15 protein-coding genes are annotated in these 18,069 nt (G+C 72.3%); 13 read left to right on the forward strand and 2 right to left on the reverse strand.

The annotated features are described in order from the left end of the window. The first annotated feature begins 590 nt into the window (after positions 1 to 590). The 3 genes from ABZ208_RS22715 (at position 591) to ABZ208_RS22725 (ending at position 2,399) form a co-directional block, all read left to right on the forward strand. The gene (locus tag ABZ208_RS22715; RefSeq protein ID WP_356911274.1) at positions 591 to 1,505 is read left to right on the forward strand and encodes a S1 family peptidase; all 915 of its coding nucleotides are present in this window, start codon (positions 591 to 593) and stop codon (positions 1,503 to 1,505) included. An 89-nt stretch (positions 1,506 to 1,594) separates the two neighbouring features. Continuing rightward, entirely contained in the window at positions 1,595 to 2,149 is a 555-nt protein-coding gene (locus tag ABZ208_RS22720) for an NUDIX domain-containing protein (protein WP_356911275.1), read from the forward strand. A 16-nt stretch (positions 2,150 to 2,165) separates the two neighbouring features. Beyond that, positions 2,166 to 2,399, forward strand: coding sequence for a hypothetical protein (locus tag ABZ208_RS22725; RefSeq protein WP_356911276.1), 234 nt, complete (start codon positions 2,166 to 2,168; stop codon positions 2,397 to 2,399). 630 nt (positions 2,400 to 3,029) lie between these two features. Here ABZ208_RS22725 and ABZ208_RS22730 read toward each other — a convergent pair. Next, the gene (locus tag ABZ208_RS22730; RefSeq protein WP_356911277.1) at positions 3,030 to 3,542 is read right to left on the reverse strand and encodes an ATP-binding protein; all 513 of its coding nucleotides are present in this window, start codon (positions 3,540 to 3,542) and stop codon (positions 3,030 to 3,032) included. Positions 3,543 to 3,801: 259 nt separating this feature from the next. On the opposite strand from ABZ208_RS22730, the gene ABZ208_RS22735 reads away from it, so the two are divergent. Genes ABZ208_RS22735 through ABZ208_RS22745 form a run of 3 tightly spaced genes read left to right on the forward strand, consistent with a single transcriptional unit; the run spans position 3,802 to position 7,981 of the window. Then, positions 3,802 to 6,183 (forward strand): FHA domain-containing protein, encoded by a 2,382-nt coding sequence (locus ABZ208_RS22735; protein WP_356911278.1) that lies wholly within the window; start codon positions 3,802 to 3,804, stop codon positions 6,181 to 6,183. Between the two features lie 11 nt (positions 6,184 to 6,194). After that, positions 6,195 to 6,944, forward strand: coding sequence for a hypothetical protein (locus ABZ208_RS22740; RefSeq protein WP_356911279.1), 750 nt, complete (start codon positions 6,195 to 6,197; stop codon positions 6,942 to 6,944). Next, positions 6,944 to 7,981, forward strand: a complete 1,038-nt coding sequence (locus tag ABZ208_RS22745) for a serine/threonine-protein kinase (RefSeq protein WP_356911280.1) — start codon at positions 6,944 to 6,946, stop codon at positions 7,979 to 7,981. The genes ABZ208_RS22740 and ABZ208_RS22745 overlap by 1 nt, the downstream gene beginning before the upstream one ends. Before the next feature lie 263 nt (positions 7,982 to 8,244). Here ABZ208_RS22745 and ABZ208_RS22750 read toward each other — a convergent pair whose 3' ends face one another. Continuing rightward, entirely contained in the window at positions 8,245 to 9,489 is a 1,245-nt protein-coding gene (locus ABZ208_RS22750; protein WP_356911293.1) for a streptophobe family protein, read from the reverse strand. A 330-nt stretch (positions 9,490 to 9,819) separates the two neighbouring features. Between ABZ208_RS22750 and ABZ208_RS22755 the strand changes: the two genes are divergently transcribed. The 7 genes from ABZ208_RS22755 (at position 9,820) to ABZ208_RS22785 (ending at position 18,027) form a co-directional block, all read left to right on the forward strand. Next, positions 9,820 to 11,061: a DUF6777 domain-containing protein gene (locus ABZ208_RS22755; protein WP_356911294.1), complete on the forward strand. Its 1,242-nt coding sequence runs from the start codon at positions 9,820 to 9,822 to the stop codon at positions 11,059 to 11,061. Between the two features lie 509 nt (positions 11,062 to 11,570). Continuing rightward, entirely contained in the window at positions 11,571 to 12,992 is a 1,422-nt protein-coding gene (locus ABZ208_RS22760; protein WP_356911295.1) for a tannase/feruloyl esterase family alpha/beta hydrolase, read from the forward strand. A gap of 55 nt (positions 12,993 to 13,047) precedes the next feature. After that, on the forward strand, positions 13,048 to 13,545 hold the full coding sequence (locus ABZ208_RS22765) for a peroxiredoxin (RefSeq protein ID WP_328403768.1): 498 nt from the start codon (positions 13,048 to 13,050) through the stop codon (positions 13,543 to 13,545). 192 nt (positions 13,546 to 13,737) lie between these two features. Further along, on the forward strand, positions 13,738 to 14,118 hold the full coding sequence (locus ABZ208_RS22770) for a DUF6479 family protein (RefSeq protein ID WP_356911281.1): 381 nt from the start codon (positions 13,738 to 13,740) through the stop codon (positions 14,116 to 14,118). 320 nt (positions 14,119 to 14,438) lie between these two features. Then, on the forward strand, positions 14,439 to 14,933 hold the full coding sequence (locus ABZ208_RS22775; RefSeq protein ID WP_356911296.1) for a 2Fe-2S iron-sulfur cluster-binding protein: 495 nt from the start codon (positions 14,439 to 14,441) through the stop codon (positions 14,931 to 14,933). Further along, positions 14,930 to 15,937, forward strand: coding sequence for a xanthine dehydrogenase family protein subunit M (locus ABZ208_RS22780; protein ID WP_356911282.1), 1,008 nt, complete (start codon positions 14,930 to 14,932; stop codon positions 15,935 to 15,937). Before ABZ208_RS22775 ends, ABZ208_RS22780 begins: the two co-directional genes overlap by 4 nt. Then, positions 15,934 to 18,027, forward strand: coding sequence for a xanthine dehydrogenase family protein molybdopterin-binding subunit (locus ABZ208_RS22785; RefSeq protein WP_356911283.1), 2,094 nt, complete (start codon positions 15,934 to 15,936; stop codon positions 18,025 to 18,027). The genes ABZ208_RS22780 and ABZ208_RS22785 overlap by 4 nt, the downstream gene beginning before the upstream one ends. The last annotated feature ends 42 nt before the right edge of the window (positions 18,028 to 18,069 follow it).

Genomic DNA, 18,069 nt, shown 5'->3' on the forward strand with positions numbered 1-18,069 from the left:
GGGCGACGCGGAGGCCCCCCCAGCTGCGCCGGGCGGCCGGGCGTCGGCGGGCGTACCCCTGGCGGCAGGGAATGTGCGGGAGCCACTGCAACGAGTGCGTCGGCGATCCCGCCGACGCGGGGTGCCGGCCGGGCGGGGCGACCCGCCCCGGCATCCGGCGCCCGCCAGATCGATTGAAGCCTGAACAGCCCTGACGGCATGCGGCATTCCGTTTCCGGCCGGTCGGCGCGGCGGCAGCAGGCCCCACCCGTACCGCCACCCGTCCCCGGCAGCCGTTCAGCCGCATGTCGGTGCGCAAACAGCCGGGAGCAGGCGCCCCGCACCCGGACCCCGCCCCGACGCCGCCCGCGATCAGGAGCGGAACGGGGCGCATTTCCGGCCACCACCGTATACAGCTCGGCGGCAGAGCCGATGGACGCGCGTAGAGCGGCCGAAAGGCGATCTTGTCGCGGATTCAACCGGAGCCCAGGATTCACGGTGCGGAGATTGACAGGCACATGGCCGATCGAGCCCATCGGCCGTGCCTGCCATGCCCCGCTCTGCCGGGCCCGTCCACCCGCGGGCCCCCGGAACCCCCACCGGAGGACGTAGTGAACATCAAGCGCTTCACCCCCCTCGGCGACCTCGCCAGAGGCGCTCGGCTGATCGCCGTGGCGTCCGCGCTGCTGACCGTCTCCGCGCTCGCGGCCCCCACCGCCGTGGCCGAACCGGGCACCGCCAAGGCGAGCACCGCCCAGCTCGCCCAGGTCGGCGAAGCCGTGCTGGACGCCGATGTGCCCGGCACCGCCTGGTACACCGACAAGGAGTCCGGCAAGCTCGTCGTGACGGCGGACTCCACGGTCTCGGCCGCCGAGATCACCCGGATCAAGGAGGCCGCGGGTGCCAAGGCCGGCGCCCTGCAGATCAAGCGCACCCCAGGTACGTTCAGCAAGCTCATCGCGGGCGGCCAGGCGATCTACGCGGGCGGCGGACGCTGCTCGCTCGGCTTCAACGTCCGCAGCGGCAGCACGTACTACGCCCTGACGGCCGGTCACTGCACCAACATCGGCAGCACCTGGTACACCAACTCCGCCGGTACCACGCTGCTCGGAACCCGGACGGGGTCCAGCTTCCCGACCAACGACTACGGCATCATCCGCCACTCCAACGCCTCGGCGGCCGACGGCCGGGTGTACCTGTACAACGGCAGCTACCGCGACATCACGGCGGCCGGCAACGCCTACGTCGGGCAGTCCGTCCAGCGCAGCGGCAGCACCACCGGTCTGCGCGGCGGCACGGTCACCGGTCTGAACGCGACCGTCAACTACGGCGGCGGCGACATCGTCTACGGCCTGATCCAGACCAACGTCTGCGCCGAGCCCGGCGACAGCGGCGGCTCGCTGTTCTCCGGCTCCACCGCGCTCGGACTGACATCCGGCGGCAGCGGCAACTGCTCCTCGGGCGGCACCACGTTCTTCCAGCCGGTCACCGAGGCGCTGAGCGCGTACGGCGTGAGCATCTTCTGAGGCACCCCCACCGCGAGGCCGGCGGTCCGCCCCTGGGGCGGGCCGTCGGCTCCCGCGTGTCCGGCCCGTCGCACGGTTACCGTTGCACCATGCGAACTCCTCGTAAAGCGGCCCGAGTTGCCGTAATCGATCCCGACGGACGGATCTTTCTCTTCCGTTTCGACAACGTGGAAGTGGGCGTGCACTGGTCCATGCCGGGCGGCGGGCTGGAGCCCGGTGAGACGCCGCCCGAGGCAGCACTGCGGGAGCTGCGCGAGGAGACGGGCTGGCAGGACCTGGCCCCGGGGCCCCTGCTCTGCACCTGGGAGCACGACTTCACGCACACCGGAACGCCGGTGCGCCAGCACGAGCACATCTATCTGGCGCACGGCCCGCACCGCCCTCCGAGCGACCAGGCCGAGGCCGACCACCCGGACGAAGGGATTCTCAACTGGCGGTGGTGGACACCCGGTGAGCTCGCCGACACCACCGAGGCGCTGTGGCCGCCCCAGCTCCCCGCCCTGATGGCCCGGCTGCGTGAGAACGACCCCATGGAGCCGCCCGCAGCCGTCGACCTCGGATTCGTCCCCTCGGCACTCCCCCACACACGGCCGAAGTCCCCGTTGTCAGTGCCACGCGAGATGCTTGACGGTCCGACACCTTGACGAGGGGAAGTCCGAGATGAACGATCCCGAACTGGCCGCCGCCCAGGCGTACGTGCGACTGATGCAGACCACCAGAGCCGTGCTCGCCGATCCTCGGCGCGCCCCGCGCGCGGTCGAGCTGCTGGCCGCGCCGATCGCGGAGGCGGACGCGGCACTACGGGCGAGCGGCCTCGCGGGTAATGAGGCCCGCTTCTTCCGGCTGGTGACCTCCCTGCACCCGGCCGAGCGCGCCGACCGGCACGCTGCCTGAGAGCCGGCACCGGGGACCTGACATCCCGCGAATCCGCCCCGGCCGAACGGAGAACCCGGTCGTGAGACGCCCGCCCGGGGCCGCAGTGCCCATGGCCCCGGCGGCCGTCGTGCTCGCCCTCTGCCGGGCGGGTGCGGCACGCTGAAGAGCGGCTTCCCCGCAACGGGCTGCGCCGGATCGGGTTCCTCCGCGCTCGCCGAGGCGGATCCGGAGAACGCCGGTAGCAGGCCCTGGCCGCGCACGACCGGGTGTTCGAGTATGTGGTGGCCCGCTGCAAGGGCGGCGGCGGCTCCGGGCTGCTGCGTCCCCCTCGCCCGAGGGCGGGGGCGCGGACAGCCCGAGATCCGAACCGCGCCGTCAGCAACGCCTTCGAGCGGCAGCTGCCGCCGAGTCCCGAGGCCAAGTGGCGCGGCGAGGCGCCGGCACATCACATCACCAAGCTCTTCACCCGATCGGGTGAGTCCGCCGTCCCGAGTACCGGCGAGGCCCCGGCGGGCTCACCCAGTTCGGCCACCCGAGGGAACGTGTCCGGATCGCGAGTGGACAGGCGGACGGCTGTTCACCGTCTCCGATCCGCAGGCCGGGCCGTGTGTCACGGGGGAGATTGCCGGGGGCAGGGACGCGCGGGTCTCAGCGCACGGTTTCCACAGGGCGGGCGGGTGCGTCGAACCGAAGGGCGGGCACTGAATCCGCCGGCAGGGTCTTGAACTCGGGCACCAGGGGCCGCGGCTGCGGGCGGCCGCGCAGGACCCGCTGCGCGGCCGTCACACGCCGGCTGAACCAGATCACCTTGCCCTCGTCCGTGCCGCACGTCCCCCAGCTGTCGCTCAGGGCCGCGACCTTGGCGAGACCGCCCTTGGACGGCGAGGACGAGTGCAGGCGTGGCAGCCGGCCGTCCCGGTCGGCGACCGACGCGATCAGGTGGCGGCCCGTCCAACGCAGCTCCACGACACAGGTCTTGTCACCCTCGACGTGCTCGACGACGTTGTCGATCAGTTCGTCGACGGCGCGACAGACCGGCGTGATGTGGGTCTCGAGGGTCCAGTGCCGAAGATGCGCCGCGAGTATGCGCCGGATCTGCGGAATGCGCTCCTTCGTGGCGGGCACTTCGATGTGGTAGTGACAGGCAACCGGGATGTTCATGACCGTGGCTCCTCCCGCGACGGCCCGTCATTCGCTTGCGGAACCCCGAGTACGAAGAGTGAGCCTGTGTCGCTTCTGGGTCACAGTCAGATTGCACCGCATCCCGCCCGGCGGCAACACGCGGCGCTTGCCGCCCGGCACGCACTGCCGCGAGCTGTCCCGGGGCGGCCGGGACGACCTCGGCCGCCGGTCACCCGCCCCGGACACGACGAGGCTGCTCGGCCGGGCAGGCAAAACGCCCACTCGATAGAATTCGGACATGTCAGAGCGGCCCAGTATGCCGACTGCCCCCGAACTCGTACTGGAGACGGACACGGGCTCCACCGTGATGATTCCGGACCGGGACTACCACGTCGGGCGTGATCCCCTGAGCGACATCGTCATCGACGATGCGCGCGTCTCCTGGCACCATGCCGTGCTCCGTGCGGTCGCCGACCACTGGACACTCGAGGACGCGGACAGCACCAACGGCACCTACGCGGACGGCCGCCGCATCCATGAGTCGGGCGTGGGGCCCGGCAGTGAGATCCGGTTCGGCAATCCGGCCGACGGCCCACGAGTGGTGCTGATGGGACGTGAGCTCCCGCCCGCCCTCGCGGGGGCATCCCGCGCCGGGCCGGCAGCGGCCGCCCACCCCTCCTCCGTCTCCATGCCGTCCGTGACCGGCACCTTCCGCCAGCCGACAAGTGTGCGGCCGCTGCCGGCCCGTACCGTGCGCATCGGGCGCGGCACCGAGAACGAGCTGGTCATCGACGACCTGGTGGTCTCGCGCCGGCATGCCGAGCTGGAGTCGCACCCGGACGGCAGGTACGAGATCGTCGACCTCGGCAGTCACAACGGCACGTATCTCAACGGCCAGCCCGTCGACCGGGCTCGCGTGATGCCCGGCGACATCATCGGTATCGGGCACTCGGCGTTCTGTCTGGTCGGCGACCAGCTTCAGGAGTTCGTCGACACCGGCGAGGTCTCGCTCGACGTCCAGGATCTGACCGTCTCGGTCGACGGCGGCCGCAAGACGCTCCTCGATCATGTGTCGTTCCCGGTCGGCGAGAAGTGTCTGCTCGCCGTGGTGGGGCCGAGCGGCGCCGGCAAGTCCACGCTCCTCAACGCCCTGACCGGGCTGCGCCCCGCCGACCAGGGCACCGTGCTCTACGACGGACGCGACCTCTACCGGGACTACGCGGAGCTGCGCCAGCGCATCGGCCTGGTGCCTCAGGACGACATCCTGCACTCGCAGCTGACCGTGGGCCGGGCCCTGTCATACGCTGCCGAGCTGCGCTTCCCGCAGGACACCGCGAAGGCCGAACGGCTGGACAGGGTGGCCGAGGTGCTGCGCGAACTCGGTCTCGAGCAGCGGGCCGGACAGCCGATCCACTCCCTGTCCGGCGGTCAGCGCAAGCGCGTGAGCGTGGCGCTGGAGCTGCTGACGAAACCGTCGCTGCTGTTCCTCGACGAACCCACCTCCGGACTCGACCCCGGCATGGACCGCTCCGTCATGCACATGCTCCGCGGCCTCGCCGACGACGGCCGCACGGTCATCGTGGTCACGCACAGCGTGCTGAGCCTGCAACTCTGCGACCGGCTGCTGGTCCTGGCGCCGGGCGGCCGGATCGCCTACTACGGACCCCCCGACGACACTCTCCCGTTCTTCGGATTCGAGCAGTGGCCGGAGGCGTTCGAGGCGTTCGAGAACGACCGTGAGCGCGACTGGGCGGGGACGTACCGCGCATCCCCGTTCCACCGCCAGTACATCGCGGGCGCCAGCGCGCAGCCGCAACTGCCGCGGCTCCCCGCCGCGGCCACCTCGGTCGCCCCACCGCCGAAGGCACACAGCTGGGGTGCCCAGCTGCGCACCCTGGTACGGCGCTACACGGCCGCGCTGTGCGCCGACCGGACCTTCCTGGTGGTCATGATCGTGCTGCCGTTCGTGATGGGTGCGATGGCCCGGGCACTGGCCGGCAGCCGGCTCGACCGGGAGACGGCCATGAGCACCCTGCTCATCCTGTGTGTCGGCGGCATGCTCACGGGCGCGGCCAACGCGGTGCGGGAGCTGGTGAAGGAGCGGGTGATCTACCAGCGGGAGCGGGCGGTCGGGCTGTCCAGATCCGCGTATCTGATGTCCAAGGTCGTGGTGCTGGGGACGATCACCGTGCTGCAGGCCGTCGTGCTGACCCTTGTCGCACTGGCCGGAGTCGATCTGAACGCGCCGGACGGCGAGGGCGTACTGATGCCCCCACTGGCCGAGATCACGCTGGCGGTCGCTCTGCTGTCGTGCACCGCGATGATGCTCGGGCTGCTGGTGTCCGCGCTGGTGCGCAAGGAGGAGGTCACCATGCCGCTGCTGGTCCTCCTCGCCATCATTCAGGTCGTGTTCTGCGGAGCGCTGCTGGAGCTGCACGGGGTGCCCGGGGTGGAGCAGTTCTCGTGGCTGGTCCCCTCCCGGTGGGCCCTGGCCGCCATGGCGTCGACGATCGGAGTGGCCTCGATCGCGCCGGGCAAACTGACCGGCGATCCGCTCTTCGAGCATGCGACCGGGGTATGGCTGCTCAACATGGGGATGCTGGTGGTGCTGTCGGTCGTCTTCGGGTTCGCGGTGGCGCGGCTGCTGCGCCGCCATGAGCCCGCGGTCATGCGAAGGTAGGCGCGGAGGTCATGACCACTGCCGAGTTCCACCCCACTCATGTGGTGCCGCAGGCCGGGCTCCAGGCCTGGGAGGCCCCGGACGTGTCACGGCCGACCGCACCACTCGACCCGTTGCTGCCGGTGCAGCTGGTGGAGCGCCGCGGGGAGTGGGGGCAGATCCTGTGCGCCAACGGCTGGTCGGCCTGGGTGGACGGCCGCCTGCTGGTCGCCGTGCCGCAGGAACCCCCGGCGGCGGGGCAGCCGCTCGCCCGGACCGCGGACCCGAGACCGCTGCTGGCCCGGGTCGGGGAGTCGTTGGCCCGCTACCGGACGGCGGCAGAGGACCGGGCGGCCGGGCGATCCGACGGGGAGGGCTTCCGGCGCCGTACGCAAGGGTTGCGGGTGGGCATGGTCGTCGACGGCGAGTCGGTGTGGCTGTATGACGCGGAGCACGAGCGCTGGGTGTACTGCGACGGGATCCGGCTGAGCACCCTCGCGGCCGAGTCGGCCCCTTCGGCGTCCGTCGCACCCGAAGCGGCCCCGGCTCCCCCCGCGCCTCTGATCGGTGAGGCGGAGGAGCCCGACGAGACCCAGCGCATCGACCCGGCACAGGTGGCCCGGTACGACGACGGGGGCCAAGGGCACGGCCCCGACGCCGGGCCGGAGGCCGCGAAGTCGGACGCGGAAGCGGTGTCGGAGGCGAATGAGCCGACGCGCGTCGTGGAGCGTGCCGCGGATTCCGCGCCTCCGCATCCGCCCACGCGTCCCGGTGGCACCTGATGGCATCCGACCCGCACGAGCAGTACCTGCCGGCCGGGCGCCCGTCCGAGCTCATCGGCAAGCAGATCGCGAGCTACCTGGTCGAACGCGAGATCGGCCGCGGCGGCATGGCGGTCGTCTACCGGGCGAAGGATCTGCGGCTGGACCGCACGGTCGCCCTCAAGCTGCTGGCGCCCGAGCTGGCCCGCAACGACACCTTCCGCAAACGCTTCGCCCACGAGTCACGGGCGGCGGCCGCGATCGACCATCCGCACATCGTGCCGGTCTTCGAGGCGGGCGAGACCGACGGGCTGCTCTACATCGCCATGCGGTACGTGCCGGGACAGGACCTGCGGGCCCTGCTGGACCGCCAGGGACCGCTGTCGGCGCGGATGGCGGGCCGTATCGCGGCCCAGGTGGCGTCGGCGCTCGACGCCGCCCACGCGCACGATCTGGTGCACCGGGACGTCAAGCCCGGCAACATCCTGGTTGCCGAGGGCACCGACAGCGACCACCCGGAGCATGTGTATCTGACCGACTTCGGGCTGACGAAGAAATCGCTGTCCCTGTCCGGGATCACGACGGCGGGCGAGTTCGTCGGAACGCTGGACTATGTGGCACCGGAGCAGATCTCCGGGAAGCCGGTGGACGGCCGGTGCGATGTGTACAGCTTCGCCTGTGTCGTCCACGAGATGCTGACGGGGGCGCCGCCGTTCCAGCGCGACGACGACATGGCCCTGTTGTGGGCGCATCAGTACGATTCGGCGCCGTCACTGACCGCCAAGCGGCCCGATCTGCCGGCCGCCGTCGACGCGGTGATGGCCAAGGGACTCGCCAAGAGCCCCGACGACCGCTTCGACTCGTGCTCCCAGTTCGTGGCCGCGATGCGCGCCGCGGCGTCCGGAGGCGCCGACGGCCCCCGGGTACGTGAGCCGACGGTGGTGGACGGGCTGGTACCGCCGGGTGCCCCGGCCGCGCCACCCGCCCCGCCGCGCCCGCCCCACTGGGCTCTGCCGGTCTTCCCCGGCCTCGCCCGCCAGGCCTCTTCCTCCCGATGAGGCCGGATCGGTGACGGGGTCGGTGCAGGGGCACGTCCCGGGCCTGAAGGTCCAGGGACGTGCCTCTGGGCGGGCAGCTTGGCACCTGCCGCAGCGCACTCGCAGGCCGGCCACCGATCAGCCGTGTGAACAACGCTTCAGGTCGATCTTCGTGACACCCAGGCCCTGTCCGGGCGATCTTCGAGGACCAGCCTGCGGCATCAGATGCGTGGGGTCTTCCCAGGTCCGCCTGGGCCGAGGCGTGGGGTCTCCCCAGGCCGGGCCTAGTCGCCGCCCGTCCGGCCGGTTCCGCCCCGGTCGACTTCGCCGCGCCGCCGGACCGGCGAGGCGAGGAGGCTGCCGAGGAAGCCGGCGACCAGCCCCCACAGTGCGGCGAGCCCGAGCGCCGTCCACAGGTGCGGGCGCAGCAGGACCTCGCCGGAGAGATTGCCGCCGAGATCGCCAAGCCCCAGCAGGGAGAGTCCGAAGTGCGCGGAGAGCCGGACGGTCAGGCAGATCATCAGGACGGTGAGGACAAGGGCGACGGCCAGGTGCAGGGCGTGCTGCCAGGCGCGCATCCGGGCCGGTGACCGTACCGCCATCAAGAAGGCGGCGCCGAGCAGCAGGACCGCGGCCGCGGGGACGAGCCACCACACGTTCGTGTCCTGGTCGGCCAGCGACCGGAGGTTCAGTGTGGAGACGTCCGGGGTGCGCAGTACGGCGTCGAGGACCTGCGGCATCGGGAGACCGAACGGGCCTTCGACCTTGCCTTCCCAGGTGGCGCCCAGCCCGAGGGTGAAGGCGAGCCAGACGAGGTTCGGCAGCCCGAGCAGGATCACGGCGAAGGTGTCGGCGGCGTGGCCGCGGGTCGCGGCGACCACCAGGCCGATCACGACGCCCACCGCGACCCAGGCGAGCAGCAGCACGACCATGGCGAAGGCCGCCGGCCGCACCGACTCCTCGAAGCGGACCAGCCTGGCGGGCAGCGGGGCGCGGCGTGAGACCAGGAGCGCGAGCACAAGCAGAGCGGCCAGCCACAGCAGTCCGAACACGACCGTGAGCGGAATGTCGGCGCGGAATCCCAGCCGGGGAGTCGCGTCCAGCAGGTCGCCGATGATCGCACCGGTCGGGTCCTCGATCGGGATCGTGAAGGTGTGGCGGGCGAGCGCCGAGAGTCCGATCAGCGCCAGCGCCCACAGCACCGCGATCCGCAGGGCCCAGCCCGCCAGTTCGCGACTGCCCGCCACCGCACGGTGGCGCAGGGGCCGCAGGAACCCGGCCGCGATGGCGAGGGCGCCGGCCAGCGACACCGACAGAGGCAGGACCGAGAGGTCTGCGCTGGTCTCGGCGATCGCTCCGGCGTCTCCGGCGATGTCCACCGAACCGCCGGCCGCCAGCACCACGACGGCCGCCGCGACATCGAGAAACGCGCCTTCGGGCAGATCCGCCGCGCCCGCCGCCCACAGTCCGAGAGCAGCCGGGACGGCCATGGCCACCACGGCCGCGAGCACGGCCAGGAGGGCCTGCAGCCAGCCGTGCGCCGCATGTGGCGCACGGCTGGTGGGCGCACCGGGCCCCGGTCCGCTGCCGCTCCATGGCTGCTCGCTCACGCTGCCACGCTAAGCAGCGACTCCGGGGCCCGCCCCTCGGGTGGGCCGACCGCGTCAGCTTGCGAGCCGCGCAGATCCGGAGCACACAATAGGCACGGTGAGTGACAAAGCGGGAGACATCAATCTTTTCCGCCTACCACACCGGGAAGAAGTGCTGTGAATTCCCAACCGCCGAACTCCCCACCTCCGAATTCCCGGCCGTCGGCCTCCGAGCCGCCGGACGGTCCCGCCGGCCCCCCGTCGGGCCCGCTGTCGGGTCCTTCCCGGCCGGAGGTCCCACCGCCACCACCACCCAGCGGTGGCTCGGGCGGTTCGTCGGGTGGCGGACCGGCCGGGCCGCCACCCGGCCCCGCCAGCGGGCCGCAACGCGGAGCTCCGGAGCCGGAGCCCGGCCGGCCCTGGTGGCGGTCGGTGCCGCGGATCGCCGCGATCGCCACGGCGCTGGTGGCCGCGTTGGTGCTGGCGGTCGTGCTGACCAGGCCGGGCGGCGGATCCGGTGGTCAGGGCGAGAAGGAGCTCTTCCTCGAGGCAGCCTCGTCGGCCGGCCCCGCTCCGTTCACCGAGTCGACGGTGAACGGCACGGCGCCGACGACACCGACGGCGTCGCCGTCCGCGCCGAGCACCACCGAGTCCGGCGCCAACGTCATCCGCAGCGTGCGGGGATCCGCGCCCGGCCTGTACGGCGGAACCCGCGACGTGGCCAGTTGCGACGTGGAGAAGCAGATCACCGCTCTCGGCGTGGACGAGTCGAAGAACCGGGCGTTCGCCGAGGTGCTGGACATCGAGCCCGGCAGCGTACCCGCCTATCTGCGCTCGCTCACGCCCGTGCAGCTGCGCTGGGACACCCGGGTCACCAACCACGGTTACAAGGACGGATCGGCCACCAGCTATCAGGCGGTGCTGCAGGCCGGTACCGCCGTGCTGATCGACGAACGGGGCGTACCCAGGGTGCGCTGCGCCTGCGGCAATCCGCTGCTGCCGCCGGTCGCCCAGCAGGGCACCCTGGAGCCGACGGGCGACTCCTGGCCGGGCTACCGCCCATCGAACGTCGTGGTGGTGGCGCCCGCGGTCACGGAGGTGGAGAAGTTCGTCATCTACGACGCCGAGGACAAGAAGTGGTTGCAACGTCCCGCGGGCGACACGGGCGGCAAGGACAAGGAGACGCAGCCTCCGAAGCACGAGGCGCTGCCGTCCCCGGACGAGTCGCCGCCCCACTCCCGGTGCCCTGCGGACGGGTCGGACAAGAGCTGTCCGCCGTCCTCCGAGTCCGGCTCCCCCGAATCGCCGTCCTCCGAGACGCCGAGCCCCGAGGAGCCGGCGTCCCCGCCGGCTGAAGGCACCTCGCCCGAGCCCGACTCGCCGCCCTCGGAGCCGGAGCCCGAGCCCGACTCGGTCCCCCAGTCGCCTCGAGAGGCTCCACAGTCGACCGACCAGGCCCCGCAGTCCTCGGACGGATCGGCACCGGCCTCCCCGGAGGAGCCCACCTCCTGAGCAGTGCGTCCGGCGCGCGCAGCACCCTGCCGCAGCGTCGGACAGGCCCGTAGCACCCCGGCGCCCCGTCCCGCAACGGGGTGTGCACCGTCGTCGGCGCTCATGTCTATGGGGGGCGTCACCATGGCCCGGCAGGCCCGCGGTTCCTACTGTGACCGGCATCCCAGTCGCCTGCGGGAGGTTCGGTTGCCCTTGCGTACAGACCGGCCCGTGCCGGGCAGGCCACGTCCGGCGGTGCGCCGTTCTCGCGGTCCCGGCGGGCTCCCCGCTCCGGCCCGGGCGCTCCGACGATGCACGTCCACCGGCCGGCCACCACCTCATCGCCGACGCCGCCTGCTCCTGCAGTTCCCTCGTCCCTGATTCGCTGTGTCCCTGAATCGCCATATCAACAGGAGTTCTTCGTGCCCTTCCCCTCGCCGTTGCGCCAAGTCCCCGACCCCCTGCGCAGACCGGGCGGTCCCCTCCGCCGGACCGTACGCGCCGCGGGCGGCGCCGCGCTGTTGCTCACCCTGACGACCGTGCCGGCCGCAGGGCAGCCCGCGGACGGTGCGGCGGGGTCGCCGCAGGGGCACTGCGCCCGGACGGCCCAGCTGACGGTGCCGGGTGCCGAACGCCAAGTGGTGTCGTGCCTGGGCGAGTTGACCACGGCGGGAACGCCGGCCTCGGGTCACACCGACAAGGCCGACTGGGCCGGGCTGACGCCGGCGGGACTGGCCACGCCCACCGGCGTGCCCGGCATCCAGATCGACGGCTACTTCCCCGACCGCTCCACCACCAACACCAACCACGGCTGGAACCACGACGCGCAGTTCGTGATCCGGCTGCCCGACCGCTGGAACGGGGGCCTCGTCGTCGCGGGCTCACCAGGAGTGCGTGAGCAGTACGCGAACGACCGGGCGATCTCGGACTGGGTGCTGTCCCGCGGGTACGCCTTCGCCGCCACCGACAAGGGCAACACCTCGGCAGCCTTCCACCGTGACGGTGACGAGCCGGGCGAGGCGATCGCCGAGTGGAACGCCCGCGTCACCCAGCTCACCCGGGCGGCCCGCGCCGTCACCGCCCAGCGCTACCGCCGGCCGCCGTCCCGCACGCTGGCCACCGGCATGTCGAACGGCGGCTACCTGGTGCGCTGGCAGCTGGAGAACCATCCCGAGCTGTACGACGGCGGCGTCGACTGGGAGGGCACGCTGTGGCGCGGACGGGGGCCGAATCTGCTGACCTTCCTGCCGCCCGCACTGCGCAGCTATCCCGTGTACGCGGCGGGCGGCGCGGGCGCGCCTCAGGCGCACGCGGAGATGGTCGCGGCCGGATATCCCGAGGGCTCGGAGTTCCTGTGGCCGTTCCACCACCAGTACTACTGGGATCTGACCCAGCGGATCTACCGGGAGGAGCTCGATCCCGGATTCGACGGGGCGACGGAGGCGGGGACGCCGTTCTGCGCGCCCGGCACTCCGGCCTGCGACGCCGACTACGACTACGCCGCACGCCCGCGCGAGGTGCGCACCGCGGTGGATCGGATCGCGCTCACGGGCCGGATCGGAAAGCCGCTGATCACCCTGCACGGCACGCTGGATGTGCTGCTGCCGATCGGGCGTGACTCCGACGTGTACGCGCGGATGGTGCGCGACGCGGGCCGCGGCGGGCTGTTCCGCTACTACCGGATCGAAGGCGGCACCCATGTGGATTCGCTGTACGACGCCTTCCCGGACAGGCTGCGGCCGCTGACGCCGTGCCACCGCTCGGCGTTCACGGCTCTGGAGGGCTGGCTGCACCACGGCACGAAGCCGGCACCCAGCCACACGGTGGCCCGCGCCCGGCCCGGCGGGACGGACGCCGATCCGCTGACCGACTGTCCGCTCGGACGCCGTCAGAGGCCTGGTGACAGTGCTGCGGGCGGGACCCGCCCGCAGCACTTCCCTACCGGGGAGTAAGAATGCTGGGAACACATGATGCCTTCCCGTACCCACGAGAGCAGCAGGAGTTCCCATGGCAGCAGCACCCGAAATCGGCGCGCCGGTCGCGGACTTCACCCTCCCCGGCGGGGTCCTGGTGGACGGAGCGCGCGACGGCGCGTTCGAGCGGCGCGACTTCTCGCTGCACGAGCAGCAGGGCAGGCCCCTGGTGCTCGCCTTCTACCCGGGCGACGACACGGCCGTGTGCACCAAGCAGCTGTGCTCGTACTCGAGCGGCCTGGAGACCTTCACCGACTGCGGAGCGGAGGTGTGGGGGATCAGCCCGCAGAGCGTCGACAGCCATGAGAGCTTCGCGCGCAAGTACGGACTGAGAATGCCGCTGCTCGCCGACACGGACCGGTCGGTGGCGCGCGCCTTCGGGGTCGCGGCGCCCGGGATCGGTCTGCGCCGCGCGGTCTTTCTGATCACCGCGGAGGGCACACTGCACTGGAAGCACGTGGGGCTGTTCGGGGCGACCTTCCAGTCCACGGACACGCTGGCCCGCCACCTCGCCACGCTTCAGGACGGCTGAACGGTCCCGGTCCGCCGGGACGGAGCTCCCGGGAACCCACGACCTGTGCGGGCCCGAGCCGGGCCTGCCGTGCCGCCCCGGCAGGCCCGGCGCTGCGGGCGAGGCGGTCCGAGAGCCCCGGGGTGCGGTCCGGATGGGCGATCCCTTCCCCCTCCTGGCGGATATACGGCTCAGAGCGGGTACCCGCCCCATATGGTCACTTTCAGCTCTTCGGCCGCTGACGCACCCAGCTTCCTCGCCGCCGGCGAGGGGGCGCCTGCAGTCATCGTGTTCTCCCTCATCGTCATCGGGCTGCTGGTGCTGCTCGTCTGGGTCGTCATGGAAATGGGCCGCCGGCGGCGCGACACCGCGCCGCGACGGGAGGAGATCCCGAAGCCGCCCGACCACGGGACCCACATCGAGAGCCGCCGCGAGCCCGACGCCTTCGATCCGGACGAACAGCTGTGGCCGCACGAGATGCCCGGTTACGGGAACCTTCCCAGCAGACCCGCGCCGGAGCCGGAGCCGCCGAAGCCCCCGCGGGACACCGACGACAGCGGCGGCACCGCCGGCAGCGGCAGACAGGGCGGCTGAGCCGGCAAGGACGCCGCCGCTTCGGCCGCGATACCGCCTGGGCCTGCGGGCCCCGTGTACGTGCGCCGCCAGGCCCCTGGCGGCCCGGCACCGTGCTCCCGCGCGCTCCCTCACGGCCGGTACGTCACGCCACGTGCTGCGGACCCCGCCGGGGAACGGCCGTTCAGAGCCTCGCCGCAGGGTGTGAGCGACAAGGCGCACGATCGCCGCCGGGCTGGTAGGACAGGACAGAACGATCGAAACAGGACCGAGGGGAACGCGCCGTGGATCCGACCACCGAGCCACCGGACGCCGCGGGCGCTCATCGCTCCCCGGTCGCCCTGCATGTCAACGGGATCGCGCACACGCTGACCCTCGACCACCGCACCACCGTCCTGGACGCGCTGCGCGAGCACATGGATCTGACCGGCACCAAGAAGGGCTGTGACCACGGCCAGTGCGGTTCCTGCACCGTGCTGGTCGACGGACGGCGCGCAAACAGCTGTCTGCTCCTGGCCGTCGCGCACGACGGCGCGCGCATCACCACCGTCGAAGGTCTCGCCGGTGACGGGCGGCTGCACCCCCTGCAGGAGGCGTTCGTCGCACGGGACGCCCTGCAGTGCGGCTACTGCACACCCGGCCAGCTCTGTTCCGCCGTCGGCATGCTGGCCGAGGCGGCGGACGGCCGGCCGTCTCTGGTGACCGATCCCCACCGTCCCTCCTCCGAGCCGGTCGTTCTGACCCGGTCCGAGATCCAGGAGCGGATGAGCGGCAATCTGTGCCGCTGCGGCGCCTATCCTGGCATCGTGGCGGCGATCGAGGACGTGGCACCGTGAAGCCGTTCGCCTATCTCCGTCCCGACAGCCCCGCGGAGGCGGTCGCCGCCTTTGCCGGGCGGCCCGGTGCCCAGTACCTGGCAGGCGGCACCAACCTCGTCGACCTGATGAAGCTCGGCGTCGCCACACCGGAGCTGCTGATCGACGTCGGCGGGCTGCCGATGCACCACATCGAAGCCACACCGGACGGCGGGCTCCTGGTCGGCGCGAATGTCCGCAACAGTGACCTCGCCGCGCATCCGGTCGTCCGCAGCCGCTACACCGCACTGTCCCAGGCGCTGCTGGCCGGAGCTTCGGGACAGCTCCGCAACACCGCCACGACCGGCGGCAACCTGCTTCAGCGCACCCGGTGCACGTACTTTCAGGACATCGCCAAGCCCTGCAACAAGCGCGCTCCGGGAACCGGTTGCCCCGCGCGCGACGGCGTCCATCGCGACCTCGCGGTGCTCGGCCACTCCGAGCACTGCGTCGCGACGCACCCCTCGGACATGGCGGTGGCTCTGGCCGCCCTGGACGCCGCGGTCCATGTGCAGGGGGTGACCGGAGAGCGCCGCGTCCCGGTCCGTGATCTGCACCGGCTGCCCGGCGAGCATCCTGAGTCCGACACCGTGCTGAGTCCCGGCGAGCTGATCACCGCGGTGGAGCTGCCTCCCCGCCCGGCAGGTGAGCGCACCGCGTACCGCAAGGCCCGCGACCGCGCCTCGTACGCCTTCGCGCTCGCCTCGGTGGCCGCGGTGCTCGACGTCCACGACGGCACGGTCCGCGGCGCCGCGCTGGCGTTCGGCGGGCTGGCCCACCGGCCGTGGCGGGTCGCCGCGGCCGAGGCGGCACTCGCCGGGGCGCCTGCCACGCGGGAGTCCTTCGTACGCGCCGCGGACAACGCGCTCGACGGGGCGCTGCCGCTGCGCGACAACGGGTTCAAGGTGCCGCTCGCCCGCAATCTGGCCGTCGCTGTGCTGACCGGCCTGGCCACGGACGCACAGGACGGTGAGGGCCCGTCATGACCGGGACTTCCGCCGCCATCGGCACCGGCGCCGTACGGCGTGAGGCCCGCGAGAAGGTCACCGGCGCGGCCCGGTACGCGGCCGAGCAGTCACATCCGGGACGTGCATACGCCTGGCCGGTCCCGGCCACGGTGGCCCGCGGCCGGGTCATGGCCTTCGACACCGAGACGGCCTCGGCACTGCCCGGTGTGCTCGCGGTGCTCACCCATGAGAACGCGCCGCGGCTCCGGCCGCCGGACGATCCCACGCTCGCGGTCCTCCAGGACGCCGAGGTGCCGCACCGGGGCTGGTACGTCGCCCTGGTGGTCGCCGACACCCTGGAGGCCGCCCGCGCGGGGGCCGATGCGGTGCGCGTGGCGTACGACACCGAGGAGCACGATGTGCACCTCAGGCCGGACCATCCGGGCATCTACACGCCGGACACGGTCAACGGCGGCTTCCCCGCGGTGCGCGAACGCGGCGATGTCGACGCGGCCTTCGCCGCGGCCGCCGTCCGTATCGACGCCACGTACACCCTGACGGCTCTGCACAACCACCCCATGGAGCCGCATGCCTCGACCGCCCGCTGGGACGACAGCCGGCTGACCGTGCACGACACGGCTCAGGGATCCACCGTGGTACGGGATGTGCTCGCGCGACTGTTCGGGCTGGACAAGCAGCAGGTCACCGTCGTCTCCGAGCATGTCGGCGGCGGCTTCGGCTCCAAGGGGACACCTCGTCCGCAGCTGGTGCTCGCCGCCATGGCCGCACGCCACACCGGGCGGCCCGTGACCCTCGCCCTCCCCCGGCGCGAGCTCGCCGCGGTCGTGGGACACCGCGCGCCGACGCTGCACCGGGTACGGCTCGGGGCCGGCCGGGACGGTGTGATCGACGCGCTGGCCCACGAGGTCGTCACACAGACCTCGCGTATCAAGGAGTTCGTGGAGCAGGCAGCCGTGCCGGCCAGGGTCATGTACACCTCGCCGAACAGCCGCACGGTCCACCGGCTGGCCGCTCTGGACGTGCCGAGCCCCTCCTGGATGCGTGCGCCGGGTGAGACACCGGGGATGTTCGCGCTGGAGTCGGCGATGGACGAACTCGCCGTGGCCACCGGGGTCGATCCCGTGCAGCTGCGGCTGCGCAACGACACGGACACCGAGCCCGACAGCGGCCGTCCCTTCAGCAGCCGCAATCTCGCCGCCTGCCTGAGAGAGGGGGCCCGGCGGTTCGGCTGGGATCAGCGCGATCCGCGGCCGGGCGTGCGCCGGGAGGGGGATCTGCTGCTGGGGTCGGGCGTCGCGTCGGCCACGTACCCCGTGTTCCTCGCCCCGTCCAGGGCGAGTGCGCACGCCGGCCGGGACGGCACGTACCTGGTGCGTATCAACGCCACGGACATCGGCACCGGCGCGCGTACCGTGCTCGCCCAGGTCGCGGCCGATGTGCTCGGCGTGCCGCTGGATGCAGTGCACGTCGACATCGGCAGCAGCGATCTGCCGGCCGCGGTGCTGGCGGGCGGCTCGGCCGGCACCGCCTCCTGGGGGTGGGCCGTGCACAAGGCGTGCTCGCAGCTTGCCGCCCTGCTCGCCGAACGGTCCGGTGCTCTGCCGGCCGAGGGACTGACCGTCTCGGTGGACACCAAGGAGGAGACGAGCGGGGAATCCCCGTTCGCCCGGCACGCGTTCGGCGCCCACTTCGCCGAGGTGCAGGTGGACACGGTGACCGGCGAGGTGCGCGTACGCCGGCTGCTCGGTGTGTACGCGGCCGGTCGCATCCTCAACTCCCGTACGGCGTGGTCCCAGTTCGTCGGCGGGATGACGATGGGCCTCGGTATGGCTCTGATGGAGAGCAGCACGATGGACGCGGCCTTCGGGGACTTCGCGGAGTGCGATCTCGCCTTGTACCACGTGCCGGTGAGCGCGGACGTGCCCGCGATCGAGGCACACTGGATCGCCGAGGACGACCCGCACCTCAACCCGATGGGCAGCAAGGGCATCGGCGAGATCGGTATCGTCGGCACGGCGGCCGCCGTCGCCAACGCCGTCCATCACGCGGTGGGTGTGCGGCTGCGGGAACTGCCCCTCACTCCCGACCGGCTCCTTCAGCATCTGTGAACAACCGTGAAGCCGAACCTGCACGACGGCGTGCGGGCTTCG

Source organism: Streptomyces sp. NPDC006208 (assembly GCF_040613775.1).
GTDB lineage: Bacteria > Actinomycetota > Actinomycetes > Streptomycetales > Streptomycetaceae > Streptomyces.